The following is a 17279-nucleotide window of genomic DNA, read 5'->3' on the forward strand; positions in this document are numbered from 1 at the left end:
ACACCTAAAATAGCTCAATATCCGTTTTATTGTCTTGAGCCTCAATGTCATGTAAGTAACGCACTTCACGTTGTTCAATTGTGTTATTGTGCATGGTTCGTAACTTTTTCACTTGCGCTTTGCCACTTTGAGGATGAAAGATAACTTTTCTTGGCCAGGGGCCACCTACATCCTGTGAAATTAAATTCAAACTTTCCTCTTCCACATAGGCTTGAGCAAACCTGATGTTCCCTTCCCCAATATCAGTCATTGCGCTAATAATTTTTCCACCGCCAAAAAGTTTGATTTTTAAATTGCTTCTAGACGCACCATTTTTGAGTACTTCATTTATCAGATACTCCATCGCCCAGTTACCATAACGACAATTTAGGTCATCCGCATGTACTTCTCGTAGCGCTTTCGCTCCGGGTAACATAAAGTGATTCATACCACCTATCCCCAATTTCTCGTCATATACGCAAGCTGCAATACAAGACCCTAATACCGTCGAAATCAATTCGTCCTGCTTAGATACATAAAACTCCCCAGGTAGTACTTTTGCAACGACTTTAGAACGTCCTGAATCCCAAAAGCGTTTTACATGTTCGAATCCTCTGAGAACAGGTCTAAACTCTCTCATTCAACTGGCCTTTTTGATAAATGGTTTTACCTAGGTTTTTAAATTCTAGGTGCTCTTTCCCCATCGTTTCGGAATGCCCGATAAGTAAGTAACCATTGGGAACTAACATGTCATGATATTGCTCAAAGAGTTTGTCTTTGGTTTCTTTATCAAAATAAATTAAGACATTACGACAGAAAATAACGTCAAAGGGCCCTTTCATTGGCCATGGTTCTAGAAGATTAAGTCGTTTAAAATGGATGAAGGATTGCAATTTAGGCTTCACTTTATACATTGCTCCATCAGCACTTCTAAGAAACCATTTTTTGAGCTTATCTTCATCTAAACCCGTGACGTTATTTGCCGTATATTCTCCAAGACTCGCTTTGCCCAAGACATTGGAATCTAAATCTGTTGCCAGTACTTTGACATCCCAACCACTTGGAAAAGCATTCGCAATGGTCATCGCAATACTATAGGGTTCTTCACCTGTGGAGCACCCGGCAGACCAGATCCTGACTCTTCTGTCGTGCTTGTGTCTGGCAATAATTTCGGGAACTATTTTCTTTGTTAGAAATTCGAAGTGATGATTTTCCCGAAAAAATGAAGTTAAATTAGTCGTAATTGCATTGATAAAATGACTAAATTCAACATCTTGATTTTCTTCTAAAAAAGATAAATACGCCTCAAATGATTTTAGCCCATTGGCTCTTATGCGCCTTGCCAACCTTGAGTAAACCATTTCCCTTTTATGCGGCCCGAGTACTATGCCGCATGTGTCATAGACCCGAGCCGAAATTTCGGAAAAATCCTTATCGGTCAACAGAAACTCTCGCATCGTCGTATTCCTTCAACCAACCCCACTAAGGAATTGGTCTATTGCCTAACCCTAAAACTCTTCCCACTCTTCCGAATCATCTGCAAACTGATTACTTCTCGAGTTTTGCTGCGGGGGCTTACTGGAGTTCATTGTCCGTTTTGGTAACTGCTTTTCTGGCGCTTTAAAGCTCTTCGGCGACTCAGTTATTTCTAAGCTACGGTGTGAAGATTCATCAAGAGTGAAGAAGTTTAATAATCTTCTCATATCATTTGCTTGCTCAGCCATCGATTCCCCTGCGGCTGACGCTTCTTCAACTAAGGCAGCATTTTGCTGCGTCATTTCATCCATTTGTGACACTGCTTTATTAACCTGCTCAATACCTGAACTCTGCTCAATCGACGCTTCAGCAATGTCAGAAATCATGTTTGTCACCCGCTTAACAGACTCAACTATTTCTTTTAGCGTTTCACCAGACTCATTAACCAGTAATCTACCATCTTCAACCTTACTTACACTGTCTCTGATCAGGTCCTTAATTTCTTTCGCCGCAGCTGCAGAACGCTGAGCTAGATTACGCACTTCACCCGCGACCACTGCAAAGCCTCGACCTTGTTCTCCGGCTCTAGCAGCTTCAACGGCTGCGTTTAATGCCAATAGGTTTGTCTGGAAAGCAATTTCATCAATAACACCTATAATGTCGGCAATTTTCTTACTTGAATCATTAATTTCAGACATGCTTTCAACTGCGCGTGTGACTACTTCACCACCTTTAGTCGCCTTGTCACAAGTATCTTCAGCCAATTCATTCGCGACTTTCGCGTTATCTGCATTTTGTCTAACGGTACTCGTCATTTCTTCCATGCTAGAGGCGGTTTCCTCTAGTGAGGAGGCTTGCTCCTCGGTCCGCTGACTCAAATCTGCGTTTCCTTGAGATATTTCATCTGCACCACTGGCAACTAGATTTGCAGATGTACGTATGCGACCAAGCATTTCGGTTAACTTCTCAGCAGTGGTGTTTGCGTCTTTTTTAAGCTTTTCATAAGCCCCGCGATAATCGCCTTCAATACGCCTAGTCAAATTACCAGTCGCCAATGCGTCTAACATATCCCCCATGTCTGTAACAGTCTCATCGACAGTAGACACTAAACTATTTAACCCTTTGGTTAGTCTTAAATAGAAGCCATCTTTCCCATCTTCTGATAAACGAACACTAAGGTTACCAGCGTTAGCCGACTGAACGAGGCCATTCACCTCTTTCTCAATCGTAACTTCTTTGGTTCTATCTTCCCATTCGACAACGGTGCCCACGCGTTCATTATTGCCATCAAATATCGGGTTGGCGACTAGACCAAAGGTTCTTCCGCCGACAACGATTTCCGTTTTATACTCAGTTTCGAGCCGAGAAAGCATACTGCGTTGATGACTTGGGTTGCGGTGGAATACATCAATATTCGCCCCCATAAGATGGTTACTGTCAAAATTAGGCAGGTCACGCCTTAGATCGCTCTCAGCATTTCTCATCATATCTTTCACTGCGCGATTCAAGTAAACGATCTCAAACTGCTCATTTGCTATCATCGTATTCGTTGAAACGTTGTCTAATGCTCTTCGGACGCGTAAGTTTTCAGCTGCGGCAGTTTTCTCTTCTTCTTCACGAACTAAACGCTCTGTTTTGTCGTCCCACTCTACAACGGTACCAATCCGCTTTTTCTCTTCATCAAACACCGGGGTCGCAATTAAACCAAAGGTGAAGCCAGCAACTTTGATATCTGTACTGTATACATCACTCAGTTTCTCAAGCAGATTTCTTTGATGGCTAGGGTTCGCATGAAACACATCAATACATTGCCCTACAAGCGTATCCACATCAAAGTTCGGTAATGATTTTCTAAGCTGCGTTTGATTGTCTCTCAACATTCGCACAACCGAATCATTAACATAAATAATATTCAATCCTTCGTCCGCTAGCATTACGTTTGCCTGACAAACGTCCAGCGCGCTCGATATACGAGCATTGTGACTCGCCAAGTCCGCCTGCTTTTTCTCTAGCGCTAATTCTCTTGTAAGGTCTTTCCACTCAACTAAAGTCGCGATCCTTTGCCCTTCATCATCGAAAACAGGCGTGGCAATAAGATCAAAGGTCAAACCTGCCACTTTGATTTGTGTGACATATGGACGGGTCAAATTAGCTAGGATGCCTCTCTGATGGCTGGGGTTTTTATGAAATGTATCAATGTTTGCACCAATCAAACTATCCACATTAAAGCCAGGCAATTCTTGCTGTAACTTAGCCTGATTTTTACGCAGCATACTGGTTACGGAATCGTTCAAATACACAATATTGAGAGAAGCATCTGCAAGCATAACATTGGCCTGACAGACCTTTAAAGCTAGCAACAAACTATGGCTATGATCTTGACTATCTACTGCGTCACCATTTAATAAATTAGCAACCGCTTTGTATAAGGATGATTGACGTGACGCATTACTTGCATCGAGTAAGCTAGCATCTTTACTCTCTATCGCGGGAACAATTTCCTCAACATCTTGTAACTTAGAAAGCAGAATATTTGCGCTCTGCTTAAGTAGTAAAATTGCCAGCACCACACTGACAGCTGCTATAACCATAGCCACATAGGCTTGTGTAGACATATTAATATTCAACATTTGAACACTAATTGCCAAGCCCACAAATATTATGGCACCCGCAATCAGAACCCTATTGTTGAGTTGACTTGCTAATGCTTGATCGCTCATGTTATCCCCCGACAACCAATTGCTCATTCTGCTTGACTTCAAGATCTAATATCTTCTTCAAATTTAAAAGTACGACCATTTTTTCACCAACATTTACAAGTCCTTGTACAAATTGACTATTTTCCGAGTCTTGAAAATCTGGAACATCCTTCGCTGTTTCTTCGTTGATGCTGTATACGTCAGAAACAGCATCAACAACTAACCCCATAATTTTTGTTGCCTCTTTTATTACAACAGAGACAACGATAACCACAGTTAGAGCTCCATATTCGATTTGCGGTAAGCCGAATCGAATCCTTAAATCTATGATTGGTACTATCGTGCCACGTAAATTAATCGCACCGTTCACATACTTAGGAGCATTTGGAATTGCAGTGACTTCTTCCCACCCTCTGATTTCCTGTACGGCCAGAATATCCATGCCATACTCTTCGCCCGCCATCATAAAGGTGAGAAATTGTGTATCGTCATCTCTGTCTGCAAGCATGACTTGTTCATTAATCGAGGCTTTTTCAGTGATCATGACACCACCTCATCTAACTCTTGTTCTACTAATAATTCTTGAGTTCCTGGACGCTTTAAGCCACTTAGCTTGATAAGGCCACTAATATCAACAATTAAAGAGACTCTACCATCACCTAAAATTGTCGCCCCTGAGATCCCATTTACTTTCTGATAATTCGCTTCGAGACTTTTAATAACGACCTGTTGTTGTGCCAGTAAATCATCTACCAACAACCCCACTTTGTGATTATCACTCTCAACAACCACTAACAGTGTTTTATCCAACTCTTCTATTGCACCACCATGATTAAATAATTGATATAGCCTTAGTATTGGTATGTATTCATCTCGTAACCGTAGCACCTCTAAGCCATTACCTACTTTGCTCACTTTTTTAATATCTATTTGTAAAGACTCAACAATAGAAATAAGTGGAATGATGTAGGTATGCTTTGCAACTTTAACCAGTTGACCATCCAGAATGGCCAGCGTTAATGGCAATCTAATTGTAAACGTTGAGCCAACCCCTTTTGCTGAAGTTACTTCAACGCTGCCGTTTAATGCTTGAATATTTCTTCGAACAACGTCCATACCCACGCCGCGACCAGAGATATCACTCACTTCATCGGCTGTTGAAAACCCAGGCCTAAAAATAAGTTCATTAACCTCTTCAATAGTCAGCTCATCAGTTGCTTGAATTAGGCCATTGGCAATTGCTTTACTTTTTATTTTTTCGGTATTCAAGCCTCTGCCATCATCCATGATTTCAATCACAATATTTCCACCTTGGTGGAAAGCATTCAGTGTCACCGTACCCACAGGATCTTTTCCGGCTTTTATTCTGTCTTCCGGTGTTTCTAAACCGTGATCCAAAGAGTTTCTTACTAAATGAACCATAGGATCGGAAATTTTTTCCATCACGGTTTTATCTAATTCTGTTTGCTCTCCTAGCAGTTTTAGCTCAACCTGTTTGTTCAACTTCTGTGATGTGTCTCTTACTAAACGAGGAAATCGGCTGAAGACAAAACTAATAGGTAACATCCTGATCCGCATTACATTTTCTTGTAAATCTCGCGTATTATGGGCTAATTGAGCGAGGCCTTCTTGCATCGCAGCAAGCGTATTTTCGGTCGGTTCTTGCTCGCCTAATTGAGTCAACATAGCTTGGGTAATAACCAACTCCCCTACCATATTGATAAGCGAATCAACTTTATCAATCCCAACACGGATCGAAGTCGATTCTGCTGATTTCTTGCTAGCCTCAGGCTTAGCCTTTGTCGCTGTCGCTGAGGATGTTTTTGGTACATCAATATTTTGAGTGTCGTTGCTCGACGCTTCTTTCTTCTCACTCTCTGGTGCTGGCGTTGTGGAGACACTCACATCATCTTCAAATAAACCACCACATAAGGTGATAGAAATTTCAGCATCATCCTCAACCCACTCAAATACTTCTTTAATCGCCGACTCTGGATGACTGGTTGTTAAGTATAACCGCCAACTGAGGTAGCAATCCTCTGGATTGAAGTCATCAATTTCAGGTATTGCATCACAAAACGCATGAGTTTCTAAATCCCCCAATTCTGATAGCTCACTTAACATATAGAGCGGTTCGTTACCGGTTTTAAACAAGTGGGGGAGCGGTTTAAAGTCTATTTGATAGGTTTGAGATTCTTGCCCTTGAAGTATGCTATCGGCAGTATCTGAGCTAACACTCTCTTTACCACCTAAAATCTCTTCAAATTTAACTTTCAACTCATTCGCATTGGAAAGATCTGGCTCTTCTTCGGCTTGTAATGCGGTTAGTAAGGCCCTTAAACAATCAACGGATTGGAGCAGCAAATTGACATGTTCAGCGGTCAACTGTCGACGCCCATCCCTGATTTGATCGAGTAAGGTTTCCAACACATGCGTGAAGTTAGCGACAGAAGTAAAACCAAATGTTCCACTGCCACCTTTGATGCTGTGTGCTGCGCGAAATATAGTATTGATCGTTTCTGAGTCTTCATGGCCTGGCTGTAAATTCAGCAGCTCAGCTTCCATTATGTCTAGGCCTTCAAAGCTTTCTTCAAAAAAGACATCAAAAAATTGGCTTAAATCAATACTCATATCGACGCCTCTCTGTATCTATCTTATGACTTTTTTCAATACCGCTAGTAGTTGTTCAGGGTTGAATGGCTTCACTATCCAACCAGTTGCTCCCGCCGCTTTACCTTCTGTTTTTTTATCTAACCCCGACTCGGTGGTCAGCATTAGTAAAGGGGTGAACTTATAGTTGGGTAGGCTACGCAGCTCTTTAATAAGTGTGATCCCATCCATTACAGGCATGTTTACATCAGAGATCACGGCATCGAACCCTTGTTGCTTGGCAATAGATAGCGCTTCACTGCCATCTTTGGCTTCCGTAACATCAAAACCTGCTTTTTTCAAAGTAAAGCCAACCATTTGGCGCATTGACGCCGAATCATCCACAGCTAAAATCTTTTTCATATTCACCTCTTAATTTTCAATACTATGGAATAAATAATGGGTTAATCCCAACTCATTGACAGCCTGCGCTAAAGCGTCACTTTCACCATGCCATACAATTTTATGTTCTAACGAGAGCAAGTGTTTCTGTACGGCACAGAGCAGTTGTATAGATGCTGTATCGGCCCTTTGCACTTCACTAATATCAATCGTGATGTCTGATGTTTCCATAGAGTCTTGGAAAATCTGATGGTACAGGCTTTCCACATGGTTAATCGCCATTTCAGGTGGAAGTTTCAACATGAGCTGAAGACTATCCTTGTAAAAATGAGTAATAAAATTAGCTTAGACCGTGATGGTAAAAATGCCACAAAGATTGATTAAAAATCCGCAAATAATTAAAGCGTTAGAGGTAAGATAGTGCAGCGACACTAGGGTCGACCAGTGTCGCTATAAGACTAATTGATGATCTTCTCAAGGTCAGCAAGAAGTAGTTTGTCATCGATTGTAGGGACAGCTCCCACTGTATGTGTAGGTTTGAAAATAGCCTCAAGCTGACCTTTTGGGTTAATTAATGCTACAGACGCACTATGATCAACATAATACTCTTCTGTCTGTTCCTGATTTATTGCGTATATTAAACCGAGATCTCTCACAAACGGAAATAAAGCAGAATGCTCGGCAGATACCGCTTTAAAATCAGGATCAAAGTGCTTGATGTAGGCCAAACGCTTTTCTTCAGTATCTCGGTTGGGATCGACCGATACAAACCATACTTGTAAGTCACCTTTATTTTTTACAGATTGATATACGTGAGTTAATTTCAACAGCGTCATCGGACACACGTCGGGACAACTCGTGTAGCCCAAAAATAGCAAATTCCATTTATCGGTAAAGTCTTGGTTTGAGACTATCGCACCGTGTTGATCCCTTAATTCAAACGCTTTAACGTCCTTAGGCTTTGGGTACCAAACCACTTTTTCCGACACATCTGGTGCAGGCCCACAACCAAACAAAGTTAACATAGAGATAATTAACAGAAATTTTTTCATATAAATGCTTTATCCACAAAAAGTGCAATGAACACTATCAAAAGATGCCAGATAGAGAAATAAAATACCCTCATAGCATACTCTAAACTATTTGTTCTCATAAGCTTTGTCGCTTTGTAAATAAAAGCGACATTTGCCATACCAGAGACCAACAAGTAGATCCAACCAGACATTCCCACTAGATAAGGGAGCAAACAGACTAAAGTCAAAATGATGGTATAAAATAGCACACAGAGTTTTGTAAATTCGTTTCCATGCGTTACTGGTAACATGGGGACTTCGGCTTTTTCGTAGTCTCGTTTACGAGCAATAGCTAATGCCCAAAAGTGGGGAGGTGTCCAAGCAAAAATGATCATTACTAACAACCAAGGCTCTGCACCAAGCTGACCAGTCTCACTGACCCAACCTAACAGGGGTGGCATCGCTCCTGCTAACCCCCCAATTACTATGTTTTGAGGTGTTGCGCGTTTTAACAATAACGTATAAATCACGGCATAACCGAATAGCGCGGCTAAGGTAAGTAGCGCACATAACTGATTGGCGAAAATAGTTAATAGAGCATACCCAGAAATTGCGAGGCCTATCGCAAAGATTAAAGCTGATGATACAGAAACAGAGTCTGTCGCTAACGGTCGGTTTCGTGTTCGCGCCATCTTTTTATCTATTTCTCTATCCACGATATGATTTACAGCTGCTGCACTACTCGAAAGCAAACCAATGCCAAACAAACTCATTAATTGTGCCAATAATGTTTTATCACTTTGTGGTGCTAACATCATCCCGACCCAAGCGGTAATAACCAACATACATACTACTTTGAACTTACACATGCCAAAGTAGGCTTTGAATAAAGTAGTTGCTTTTTGAAGCTCTGAAAAACTAGTTAATTGAAGCATGTTTTACTCCTACTTTTTGCGCCAAGCTGATAAAGAAACACAATTTCACCATTGCTAATAACACCATTGCTGCCATGAAGTTATGGAATAAGGTCAACAACAGAGGAAATTGGAAGTGTACGATTGCCCCCCCCACCAAAACTTGTATAGAAACTAAAGCTAAAACGACAAGCGCTGAATGTCGGAGTAAGTGGTTTTGACCAGCTCTAAGGAGTGGCCAACATGCAGCAAGTAGCGTTAAAACGGTAACAACTGCCCAAACCCGATGGATAAAGTGAATAGATACTCTAGATTCAAACGGTAACACTCCAAACTCGTAGGTCGCTGAAGCTTCAGGAAGCGTAAATAAGCTCTGCCAAGAGAAAAGCTGAAGGTTGTCACATAGTGGCAGCCCTGTACAATGTGGAGCAGCATAATTGGCTGCAAGCCACCCACCAAGCGCAATTTGTATAATCAACACACCAAGAGCCACATAACATAAACGACAGGTAAGGCTGGTTACACTAGCTGTAATAGTGTTGTATTTCAGCCTTAAAACCAATAACACCAGCAATGCAAGAATACTAAACCCACCTAGTAAATGACCCATCACAATGACTGGCTGTAAATTCATCGTCACGGTCCACATCCCAAGTGCCCCTTGAAATAACACAAGCAATAGCAGTAGATAGTAGTGACGGTTAGGGCTTTCTGTATTTTGCTTTTTGAACAGCCTTATGCATGCAAGTGCCAAAATAAGTAACCCGAGGAAGCTGGCAAAATAGCGATGGATCATTTCAATCCAAGCTTTTTCTGCTTCCACTTCTAAATGTGGAAAATTGTCTTTAGCCGCAGATAGTTCATGAGTCTCATTTGGTACTGTCAAAAAGCCGTAACACCCAGGCCAATCTGGACACCCAAGTCCCGCGTCACTTAAACGTGTGAAGGCGCCAAGTGTCACTACAGTTATTGCGACGAAACAGGCAAATATTGCGATTTTTATTTTTACCTTGGACATATTTACCTCCTAACTTGAACGAGAGTAATTCAATAATTTCTTCAAATCACTCAGTAGCCCTTTTTGCACATTTCGCATTTCTTCTAAGCTTGCTACTGGTGCATACTTGAGTACAAATAACCCTGTTTTATCAACCAAATAGAGATAATTTTCGTCTAACTGGTTGAGGTATATCGGCAAAGAAGTAGCGTACTCAATACCTTTTTCATTTCGCTCTTGTAATACCACAAGCGATACTTTCTGCTGGTTTTTCCCCAGCGCTAAATACAAATTAGGTAAGCTATCTAGTAGTAAAGAACATTGCTTATTACACTGTTTTGGTCGCTGGTAAACGATACTCCACTCAGTATCTAAAACCAGCTCTGATTGGCGAACCTCCTGACTTAAAAATTCACCGTGATTAGTCGTGCTATGTGGTATCCAGCCTACCTTCAGGGCAACAAATGCCAACAGTAAGGGGAATACGAACAGCCCTATAAACCATGCCGCACTTTTAGACATTTTTATTCTCCTTTTTTGAAAGTTTCCAGCCAATTACTACCGCAGCCAAGGCAATAAGCAACCACTGTAAAGCATAAGCTTCATGTTTTTGCGGTGACATTACTACCGGTTGATAATGGGGCTCAGTCCCGGCAAATCTGTTTTTAGTCATGTAGGCAATTAGAGGTAAAAGAGGTTTACCTGACTCCGCAGATAAGTAATCAACATCAATATATTGGATCACAGATTGTTTTGTTGCCTCCTCTGCCGCAGACTTAGCTAAGGTGAACCGCTTACTAGCACTAGATTTGATATAGACAGGTAGAGAAACGGTACCACTTGGAAGAGAGAAAACGGTAGGCACGCGACTAGCTTGCTGTGGCACAAAACCCAAATTCACAGCTAGATACTCATCAGTTTCGGAAATTTTAATAATGCCAATTACATCAAAACCGACTCGGCCTTTCACGACTTGATTATCTAAATACCAAACCGCATCGCCTACAAAATTCCCTGTAATCGACACTTCAGCATTAACATATTGCGTTAGCTGCTGGGATGTTACTTGCTGCTCATTAGCTACACCTAGCGATTTTTCAATCTCAACTTTATGCTGCAACACATGTTTTTGCTGTGCTCTTTGCCACTGCCAATAAGAGAGCGAGCCACATAAAAGAACAACTATTAATGCTGCCAATATGGGGGGTTTTGATCTACCTTTAAAAAGTGCACCTAAATCCATCGGACACCCCTTATGATTAAAATTATTATTGTTGTACTGCTACTACTCGTTTTTCTAAATCTATTTAGAGCTATGCTAGTCATGCTCAAGTCAGAGCAACAAGAGTCGATGGCGAGGCTATTGCAACAAAGAGTTTATGCATCAATAGCTGTCGTACTTCTAATCTGTCTTGCTGCTCAATTTGGCTTTATAAAACTACACTCTTCACCCGTTGTTACAACACATAAACAAATACAAACAGGCACAACCAAACAACATCAACAAAATGCCAATACCAAGCCCCAGCTTGAAAAGCAAAGTGGTTCTTAGCGGTAAAGTGGCCCTTCAACACCCTGATCCATATAACGAAAAGAATAATCGCGCCAAGAGTGACATGAAAGCCATGAAATCCTGTCAGTAAAAAGAATGTATTACCGTAAACCCCCGACTGGAGAGTTAACCCCAGATCTTGGTAAGCGTGAATATACTCTTCCACTTGCAAGGTTAAGAATGCGACGCCAAGTAGTACTGTTAATCCCAAGAACGCCTTTACTTTCGCCCGTTGCTCTTTTTCTAAAGCTACATGAGCAAAGCTAAGGGTTACTGATGATGCTAATAGAATAATCGTATTGATCAGTGGAAGTCCCTGCCAACCCATAGCTTGAGTGACAGTTCCATCTGGAGTTGTGAGCAATGGCCATACAGCTTCAAATTGAGGCCATAAAACCTCATTGGTACTGGCATTATTACTTGCACCGCCTAACCACGGCACAGCTATCATTCGTGCATAGAAAAGTGCACCAAAAAAAGCAGCAAAAAACATAACCTCGGAAAAGATAAACCATCCCATTCCTTGCTTGAACGAACGATCCATTTGGGCAGAATATAACCCATTTTGAGATTCTTGGATCACATTCCTGAACCAACCAAAAATCATATAGATCAGCACAGCAATACCCACGAGCAGTAGCATTACTCCACTATTACTGGTTGATTTAAGTTGAATAATCGTTAAGCCAGCGCCAACAGCGATAAAGAAAAGTGCAAAAGCCCCGACGATTGGCCATGGACTTTGCTCAGGCACGTAATATTTTTCTTGTTCATGGTTCATATTTGAACTCCTCTCGAGCAACTAGCATATTCAGTCCATCACTGTCTTGTTTGCTAACTCGCTCTGTAATATCAAACAACGTATATGAAAGCGTGAGTTCCTCAACATCACTTGGTAGCTCCGTATCTACATAAAACCTCAAGACAAACTCAACTTCTTCTTTGCCTTTCATTGATTGCTGATCAAAACAAAAGCAGGCCATTTTGTGTAAATACTTTGCAGCTTTCCCCGGGGACACTGAAGGGATCGCTTGCAACACACGCTCACTATCACTCAAGTTTTTTGCAATAAATTTGACATCGGTTAGCTTACCGGGTTGAACACTAACCGAATGCTCGACTGCATCGACCTTAAATGGCGCCTGGCTTTGACTATGCGTTGTGAAGCTCACATCTACTTGTCGACTTTGTGCAATTGACTCGCTCTGCTTTGCGATTTCCATGGATGGCTTACCATTTAGGCCTGTGACATCACAAAAAACGTCATATAGAGGAACCAGTGCAAAGGCAAAAGCAAACATACCTAGCGTCAACAAAATAAGCTTCTTAAGCAGGCGGCCATGTTGCATTACTTAATCTCCGGTGGCGTTGAAAAGGTATGATAAGGAGCCGGAGATGGTACTTGCCACTCTAATCCCTCTGCCCCATCCCATACTTTCCCAGAGGCCTGCTCTCCACCTTTTATACATTTATAAACCACTGCAACAAACAACAGTTGAGAAAGACCGAATGCAAACCCTCCGATACTAATGATCGCGTTGAAATCAGCGAACTGTAGAGCATAATCAGGGATCCGCCTTGGCATGCCAGCAAGACCAACAAAGTGCATTGGGAAGAACAATACGTTCACACTAACCAAGGAGAGCCAAAAGTGAAATTTAGCCAATTTGATATCAAACATGTGCCCCGTCCACTTTGGTAACCAATAATATGCGGCGGCCATTATTGAGAACACAGCTCCCGTAACTAACACGTAATGGAAATGCGCGACAACGAAGTAGGTATCGTGATATTGGAAATCGGCGGGAGTAATCGCTAACATCAAACCGGAAAATCCACCAATTGTGAAAAGTACGATGAATGCAATAGCAAAAAGCATAGGCACCTCAAAACTAATAGCACCTCGCCACATTGTAGCTACCCAATTAAAAACCTTAACGCCAGTAGGCACTGAAATGAGCATAGTTGCATACATAAAAAACAACTCACCAGCTAAAGGCATACCCGTTGTAAACATATGATGAGCCCAAACGACGAACGACAGCAGTGCAATTGAAGCGGTTGCATAAACCATTGATGCATAGCCAAATAGTTTCTTTCTTGAAAATGTCGGTACTATAGTAGAGATTATGCCGAAGGCAGGTAATATCATGATGTACACTTCAGGATGACCAAAAAACCAGAATATATGCTGGAACATAACAGGATCACCACCACCTGCTGCATCAAAAAAGCTCGTTCCAAAGAACTTGTCGGTCAGCACCATAGTTACGGCGCCAGCAAGTACCGGCATAACTGCAATCAGAAGAAATGCAGTTATCAACCAGGTCCAGACAAATAAAGGCAACTTCATCCATGTCATACCTGGAGCTCTAAGATTGACGATGGTCACGATAACGTTGATAGCACCCATAATAGAGCTAATGCCCATTATATGAACAGCAAAAACAAAAAATGCAGTATTGTCATTGCTGTACGTTGTAGATAGTGGCGCATAAAAAGTCCAACCGAAAGCAGGCCCGCCGCCTTCCAAAAATAATGACATCAGTAAAATTGCAAATGCAAAGGGTAGTATCCAAAAACTCCAGTTATTCATTCTCGGTAACGCCATATCAGGAGCACCAATCATCATTGGGATCATCCAGTTGGCAAGACCTGTAAATGCGGGCATTACTGCGCCAAATACCATTATTAGTCCATGCACGGTCGTCATTTGATTAAAAAAATGCGGATCTACAAGCTGTAACCCAGGTTGGAAAAGCTCGGCTCGGATCACCATCGCCATAGCACCGCCAATTAAAAACATGGTTAGTGAGAACAATAAATACAGTGTTCCAATGTCTTTATGATTGGTGGTAAACAGCCAGCGCTTTAAGCCTTTGGGAGCTGTATGGTGTGAATGTTCGTCTACGATGGCACTCATTACTTACCCTCCTCTAGTGCATCTATCTCACGCTGTATTTGGCTTGGCTGAATAACATCGCCAGTGTCATTACCCCAGCTATTTCTTTTATAGGTGATCACCCCCGCGATCTGCTTAATTGTTAATTGCTTTGCGAAAGATTGCATCGCAGTTCCTGGGCGACCTAAAAGTAGAATATCTATATGAGCTTTAATATCTCCAGTGACGACTTTACTTCCTTTCATTGCAGGGAAGACTCCTGGTAGCCCAAGCCCAGTTGGTTGATGGCAAGCTGCGCAATAAGCCATGTAAGTTTGTTCCCCAACCTCCATTAACTCTTCTTTCGAAAGAGTTTGTTGCGCAACTGCCTGTGACTCCGCCTCTGCTTTTGCTTTTTCAGCTTTAGCATCGTTAAGCCAACTATCAAATTTATCAGGACTTACGGCCTCGACGACGATTGGCATAAAGCCATGATCTTTGCCACATAATTCAGCACATTGGCCTCTATAAATTCCCTCATCGTTTACCTTTGCCCATGCCTCATTTATAAATCCCGGATTGGCATCCTTCTTCACCGCAAAATCAGGCACCCACCAAGAATGGATGACATCATCCGAGGTCATCAAAAAGCGGACTTTCCTATCTGTAGGAATAACTAAATGCTTATCAACTTCAAGCAGGTAATTTTCATTTTTTTCTTTAAGATCACTAATTTCATCTTTCGAAGTAGAGAGCAAAGAATAGAACTCAACATCATGCCCCATATACTCATAGTGCCATTTCCACTGAGAGCCTGTGACCTTAATGGTCAGATCAGCTTTACTCGTGTCTTCCATAGCAATAAGCGTTTTTGTGGCTGGTATTGCCATACCAATGAGTATCAGGAAGGGAATTGCAGTCCAAAGTATTTCCACTTTGGTGCTTTCATGAAATTGCGCTGCAACAACGCCTTTTGACTTTCTGTGTTTTATAAGCGCCCAAAACATAATCCCAAATACAATCACTCCAATGACACAACATATTAGAAATATGGTCATGTGAAGCTCATACACTTGATGACTAATGTCTGTAACACCTTGCCTCATATTGTAAGCGCTGTTAGCAAGTGAGGGCATGGCGATTAGCACCGCGATGAATGCTACAACTAATCGACAAATTTTCATTTGACGTCTCCTTCAAGACAACTCGTGGTTGTCTCTTGTTATTATTGGATGACTGTCATATTGTCTATTTGTACATAGACTTACTGCACGACTATTAACCAATTAGTCAAAAAACAAACAAATTGCAAGATTTTCGAGAAGACCGACTTTAGAATCAAAACTGGGGACTATAGGGAGTAAAACGAAGAATGATGAAAAATAGTGTATAAAGATCAGAAAACTAAAAATATTACTAAATGATTAAAGTCACTATAATTATCTAACTTTCACACAGTTAGAAAAGTTAATTATTACTTTCTAAACAAAATATAGTTAAAGCAAGCGCAACTTTATATTTAACGCTACGCTCGCTCTCATAAACTACATCCAGTCTGCACTTCGGATAACACCGACAGCTAACCCTTCAATGGAGAAATTTTGATGTTCTAGATCTACTTCAATCGCTTTAAATTCTTCATTCTCAGCATGTAAAAAAACTTTCTTTCCTTTCTTTTCAAGGCGTTTAACAGTCACATCTTCTTCTACACGAGCAACTATCACTTGCCCATTTTCTGCCACTTGAGTTCTGTGAACAGCCAATAGGTCACCATCTATAATACCAATATCCTTCATGCTCATACCATTAACTCTCAAAAGGTAATCAGCATTAGGTTTAAAAAAACTAGCATCTACATTACAGTGGCTTTCTACATGTTGCTCTGCCAAAATAGGCTCACCAGCAGCAACACGACCAATAATAGGCAAACCAAGTTGTTCTGATTCATCCTCTACAAGTCGAATCCCTCGGCTTGCGCCTGGGACCATTTCGATAACTCCCTTTTTCGCAAGCGCTTTCAGGTGCTCTTCCGCTGCATTTGCACTCTTAAAACCCAAAGCATCAGCTATTTCAGCACGAGTTGGAGGCATGCCTGTATCTTTTATGAATACTTTTATTAATTCAAAGATTTGTTCTTGTCGTTTTGTTAGAGGACGCATTAACTGGTATTCCATACAGTGGTTTATTTACTGTAAGTATATACAGCTCAAAAAAAATCGCAAATGTTTCTTTCTTCGCCATATTTTAAGTGTATTTATTGATAGCATTAATTAGATCAGCATTAAACAAGAATCGAAGTCTGTGCTTCAGAGCATAACCTACGACTCTACGAAATAAGGATTATTAAGATTTAGGGCTGATAAATCACCTCCTACCATTTTGCACTGTGCTGATACTGTGGTGGGAGCGCATTTACTTAGGTTTAGAAAATCTGGCGAGGCTTTTTATATCTCAAATTTCTATACCTCAAATAGCAAAAAACCCGTCGCATTGCTACAACGGGTTTTGATGTACATGGGTGTTCCACATTATTTTTGAGCCGAAACTTTCATTGCAAGCCATCGGCGGGTGAACCACCTCCCACCATGTTGCACTGTGCCTATACTGTGGTAGGAGCGAGTTTACCTCGCGAGGTTTTTAAATCACACATAGCAAAAAACCCGTCGCATTGCTGCAACGGGTTTTGATGTACATGGATGTTCGAATGTCGATGAAGTTCATGGATGAACGCTTTTCATCAACCTCTTATTTGGCCCTGGCTCGCTACGAAGTAGGAT

The 17279-nt window shown here is 41.4% G+C and carries 17 protein-coding genes; all 17 read right to left on the bottom strand.

All coding sequences use genetic code 11. The annotated features are described in order from the left end of the window. Window positions 1–4: 4 nt before the first annotated feature. The 17 genes from cheD to lexA all read right to left on the bottom strand — a co-directional run bounded on the left by cheD (window position 5) and on the right by lexA (window position 16661). Window positions 5–619, bottom strand: coding sequence for a chemoreceptor glutamine deamidase CheD (gene cheD / locus L3V43_RS21795; RefSeq protein ID WP_010604353.1), 615 nt, complete (start codon window positions 617–619; stop codon window positions 5–7). After that, window positions 606–1436 carry a protein-glutamate O-methyltransferase CheR gene (locus L3V43_RS21800; protein ID WP_237117383.1) on the bottom strand — a complete coding sequence of 277 codons (831 nt, stop codon included), beginning with the start codon at window positions 1434–1436 and terminating at the stop codon, window positions 606–608. The genes cheD and L3V43_RS21800 overlap by 14 nt, the downstream gene beginning before the upstream one ends. A 51-nt stretch (window positions 1437–1487) precedes the next feature. Continuing rightward, window positions 1488–4175 carry a methyl-accepting chemotaxis protein gene (locus L3V43_RS21805; protein ID WP_237117382.1) on the bottom strand — a complete coding sequence of 896 codons (2688 nt, stop codon included), beginning with the start codon at window positions 4173–4175 and terminating at the stop codon, window positions 1488–1490. Window position 4176: 1 nt separating this feature from the next. Continuing rightward, window positions 4177–4698 carry a chemotaxis protein CheW gene (locus L3V43_RS21810; RefSeq protein ID WP_010604350.1) on the bottom strand — a complete coding sequence of 174 codons (522 nt, stop codon included), beginning with the start codon at window positions 4696–4698 and terminating at the stop codon, window positions 4177–4179. Then, the gene (locus L3V43_RS21815; protein ID WP_237117381.1) at window positions 4695–6785 is read right to left on the bottom strand and encodes a chemotaxis protein CheA; all 2091 of its coding nucleotides are present in this window, start codon (window positions 6783–6785) and stop codon (window positions 4695–4697) included. The genes L3V43_RS21810 and L3V43_RS21815 overlap by 4 nt, the downstream gene beginning before the upstream one ends. 18 nt (window positions 6786–6803) lie before the next feature. Then, on the bottom strand, window positions 6804–7166 hold the full coding sequence (locus L3V43_RS21820; RefSeq protein ID WP_010378447.1) for a response regulator: 363 nt from the start codon (window positions 7164–7166) through the stop codon (window positions 6804–6806). A 9-nt stretch (window positions 7167–7175) separates the two neighbouring features. After that, window positions 7176–7448, bottom strand: a complete 273-nt coding sequence (locus tag L3V43_RS21825) for an STAS domain-containing protein (RefSeq protein WP_010604348.1) — start codon at window positions 7446–7448, stop codon at window positions 7176–7178. Window positions 7449–7603: 155 nt separating this feature from the next. Then, window positions 7604–8197, bottom strand: coding sequence for an SCO family protein (locus tag L3V43_RS21830; protein WP_010604347.1), 594 nt, complete (start codon window positions 8195–8197; stop codon window positions 7604–7606). Further along, on the bottom strand, window positions 8194–9093 hold the full coding sequence (cyoE, locus tag L3V43_RS21835) for a heme o synthase (protein ID WP_029215745.1): 900 nt from the start codon (window positions 9091–9093) through the stop codon (window positions 8194–8196). Before cyoE ends, L3V43_RS21830 begins: the two co-directional genes overlap by 4 nt. Continuing rightward, window positions 9077–10090, bottom strand: coding sequence for a COX15/CtaA family protein (locus L3V43_RS21840; protein WP_237117380.1), 1014 nt, complete (start codon window positions 10088–10090; stop codon window positions 9077–9079). Before L3V43_RS21840 ends, cyoE begins: the two co-directional genes overlap by 17 nt. A 9-nt stretch (window positions 10091–10099) precedes the next feature. Then, window positions 10100–10591, bottom strand: coding sequence for a transmembrane cytochrome oxidase associated protein (locus L3V43_RS21845; protein WP_102057668.1), 492 nt, complete (start codon window positions 10589–10591; stop codon window positions 10100–10102). Beyond that, complete coding sequence (locus tag L3V43_RS21850) at window positions 10584–11312, bottom strand: SURF1 family protein (protein ID WP_010604343.1); 729 nt, start codon at window positions 11310–11312, stop codon at window positions 10584–10586. Before L3V43_RS21850 ends, L3V43_RS21845 begins: the two co-directional genes overlap by 8 nt. Window positions 11313–11526: 214 nt before the next feature. Then, complete coding sequence (locus L3V43_RS21855) at window positions 11527–12402, bottom strand: cytochrome c oxidase subunit 3 (RefSeq protein WP_102057670.1); 876 nt, start codon at window positions 12400–12402, stop codon at window positions 11527–11529. After that, on the bottom strand, window positions 12392–12970 hold the full coding sequence (locus L3V43_RS21860; protein WP_102057671.1) for a cytochrome c oxidase assembly protein: 579 nt from the start codon (window positions 12968–12970) through the stop codon (window positions 12392–12394). The genes L3V43_RS21855 and L3V43_RS21860 overlap by 11 nt, the downstream gene beginning before the upstream one ends. After that, window positions 12970–14544, bottom strand: coding sequence for a cytochrome c oxidase subunit I (gene ctaD / locus L3V43_RS21865; protein ID WP_102057672.1), 1575 nt, complete (start codon window positions 14542–14544; stop codon window positions 12970–12972). Before ctaD ends, L3V43_RS21860 begins: the two co-directional genes overlap by 1 nt. Then, complete coding sequence (gene coxB, locus L3V43_RS21870; protein WP_010604340.1) at window positions 14544–15686, bottom strand: cytochrome c oxidase subunit II; 1143 nt, start codon at window positions 15684–15686, stop codon at window positions 14544–14546. The genes ctaD and coxB overlap by 1 nt, the downstream gene beginning before the upstream one ends. Window positions 15687–16046: 360 nt before the next feature. Next, entirely contained in the window at window positions 16047–16661 is a 615-nt protein-coding gene (gene lexA / locus L3V43_RS21875) for a transcriptional repressor LexA (RefSeq protein ID WP_102057673.1), read from the bottom strand. Between the last annotated feature and the right edge of the window lie 618 nt (window positions 16662–17279).

The sequence above is a fragment of the Pseudoalteromonas sp. L23 genome, assembly GCF_021728455.1.
GTDB lineage: Bacteria > Pseudomonadota > Gammaproteobacteria > Enterobacterales > Alteromonadaceae > Pseudoalteromonas.

Bases quoted from the DNA above. Each gene is read 5' to 3' on its own strand.
- cheD (WP_010604353.1), bottom strand. From the start codon at position 619: ATGAGAGAGTTTAGACCTGTTCTCAGAGGATTCGAACATGTAAAACGC.
- L3V43_RS21800 (WP_237117383.1), bottom strand. From the start codon at position 1,436: ATGCGAGAGTTTCTGTTGACCGATAAGGATTTTTCCGAAATTTCGGCT.
- L3V43_RS21805 (WP_237117382.1), bottom strand. From the start codon at position 4,175: ATGAGCGATCAAGCATTAGCAAGTCAACTCAACAATAGGGTTCTGATT.
- L3V43_RS21810 (WP_010604350.1), bottom strand. From the start codon at position 4,698: ATGATCACTGAAAAAGCCTCGATTAATGAACAAGTCATGCTTGCAGAC.
- L3V43_RS21815 (WP_237117381.1), bottom strand. From the start codon at position 6,785: ATGAGTATTGATTTAAGCCAATTTTTTGATGTCTTTTTTGAAGAAAGC.
- L3V43_RS21820 (WP_010378447.1), bottom strand. From the start codon at position 7,166: ATGAAAAAGATTTTAGCTGTGGATGATTCGGCGTCAATGCGCCAAATG.
- L3V43_RS21825 (WP_010604348.1), bottom strand. From the start codon at position 7,448: ATGTTGAAACTTCCACCTGAAATGGCGATTAACCATGTGGAAAGCCTG.
- L3V43_RS21830 (WP_010604347.1), bottom strand. From the start codon at position 8,197: ATGAAAAAATTTCTGTTAATTATCTCTATGTTAACTTTGTTTGGTTGT.
- cyoE (WP_029215745.1), bottom strand. From the start codon at position 9,093: ATGCTTCAATTAACTAGTTTTTCAGAGCTTCAAAAAGCAACTACTTTA.
- L3V43_RS21840 (WP_237117380.1), bottom strand. From the start codon at position 10,090: ATGTCCAAGGTAAAAATAAAAATCGCAATATTTGCCTGTTTCGTCGCA.
- L3V43_RS21845 (WP_102057668.1), bottom strand. From the start codon at position 10,591: ATGTCTAAAAGTGCGGCATGGTTTATAGGGCTGTTCGTATTCCCCTTA.
- L3V43_RS21850 (WP_010604343.1), bottom strand. From the start codon at position 11,312: ATGGATTTAGGTGCACTTTTTAAAGGTAGATCAAAACCCCCCATATTG.
- L3V43_RS21855 (WP_102057670.1), bottom strand. From the start codon at position 12,402: ATGAACCATGAACAAGAAAAATATTACGTGCCTGAGCAAAGTCCATGG.
- L3V43_RS21860 (WP_102057671.1), bottom strand. From the start codon at position 12,970: ATGCAACATGGCCGCCTGCTTAAGAAGCTTATTTTGTTGACGCTAGGT.
- ctaD (WP_102057672.1), bottom strand. From the start codon at position 14,544: ATGAGTGCCATCGTAGACGAACATTCACACCATACAGCTCCCAAAGGC.
- coxB (WP_010604340.1), bottom strand. From the start codon at position 15,686: ATGAAAATTTGTCGATTAGTTGTAGCATTCATCGCGGTGCTAATCGCC.
- lexA (WP_102057673.1), bottom strand. From the start codon at position 16,661: ATGCGTCCTCTAACAAAACGACAAGAACAAATCTTTGAATTAATAAAA.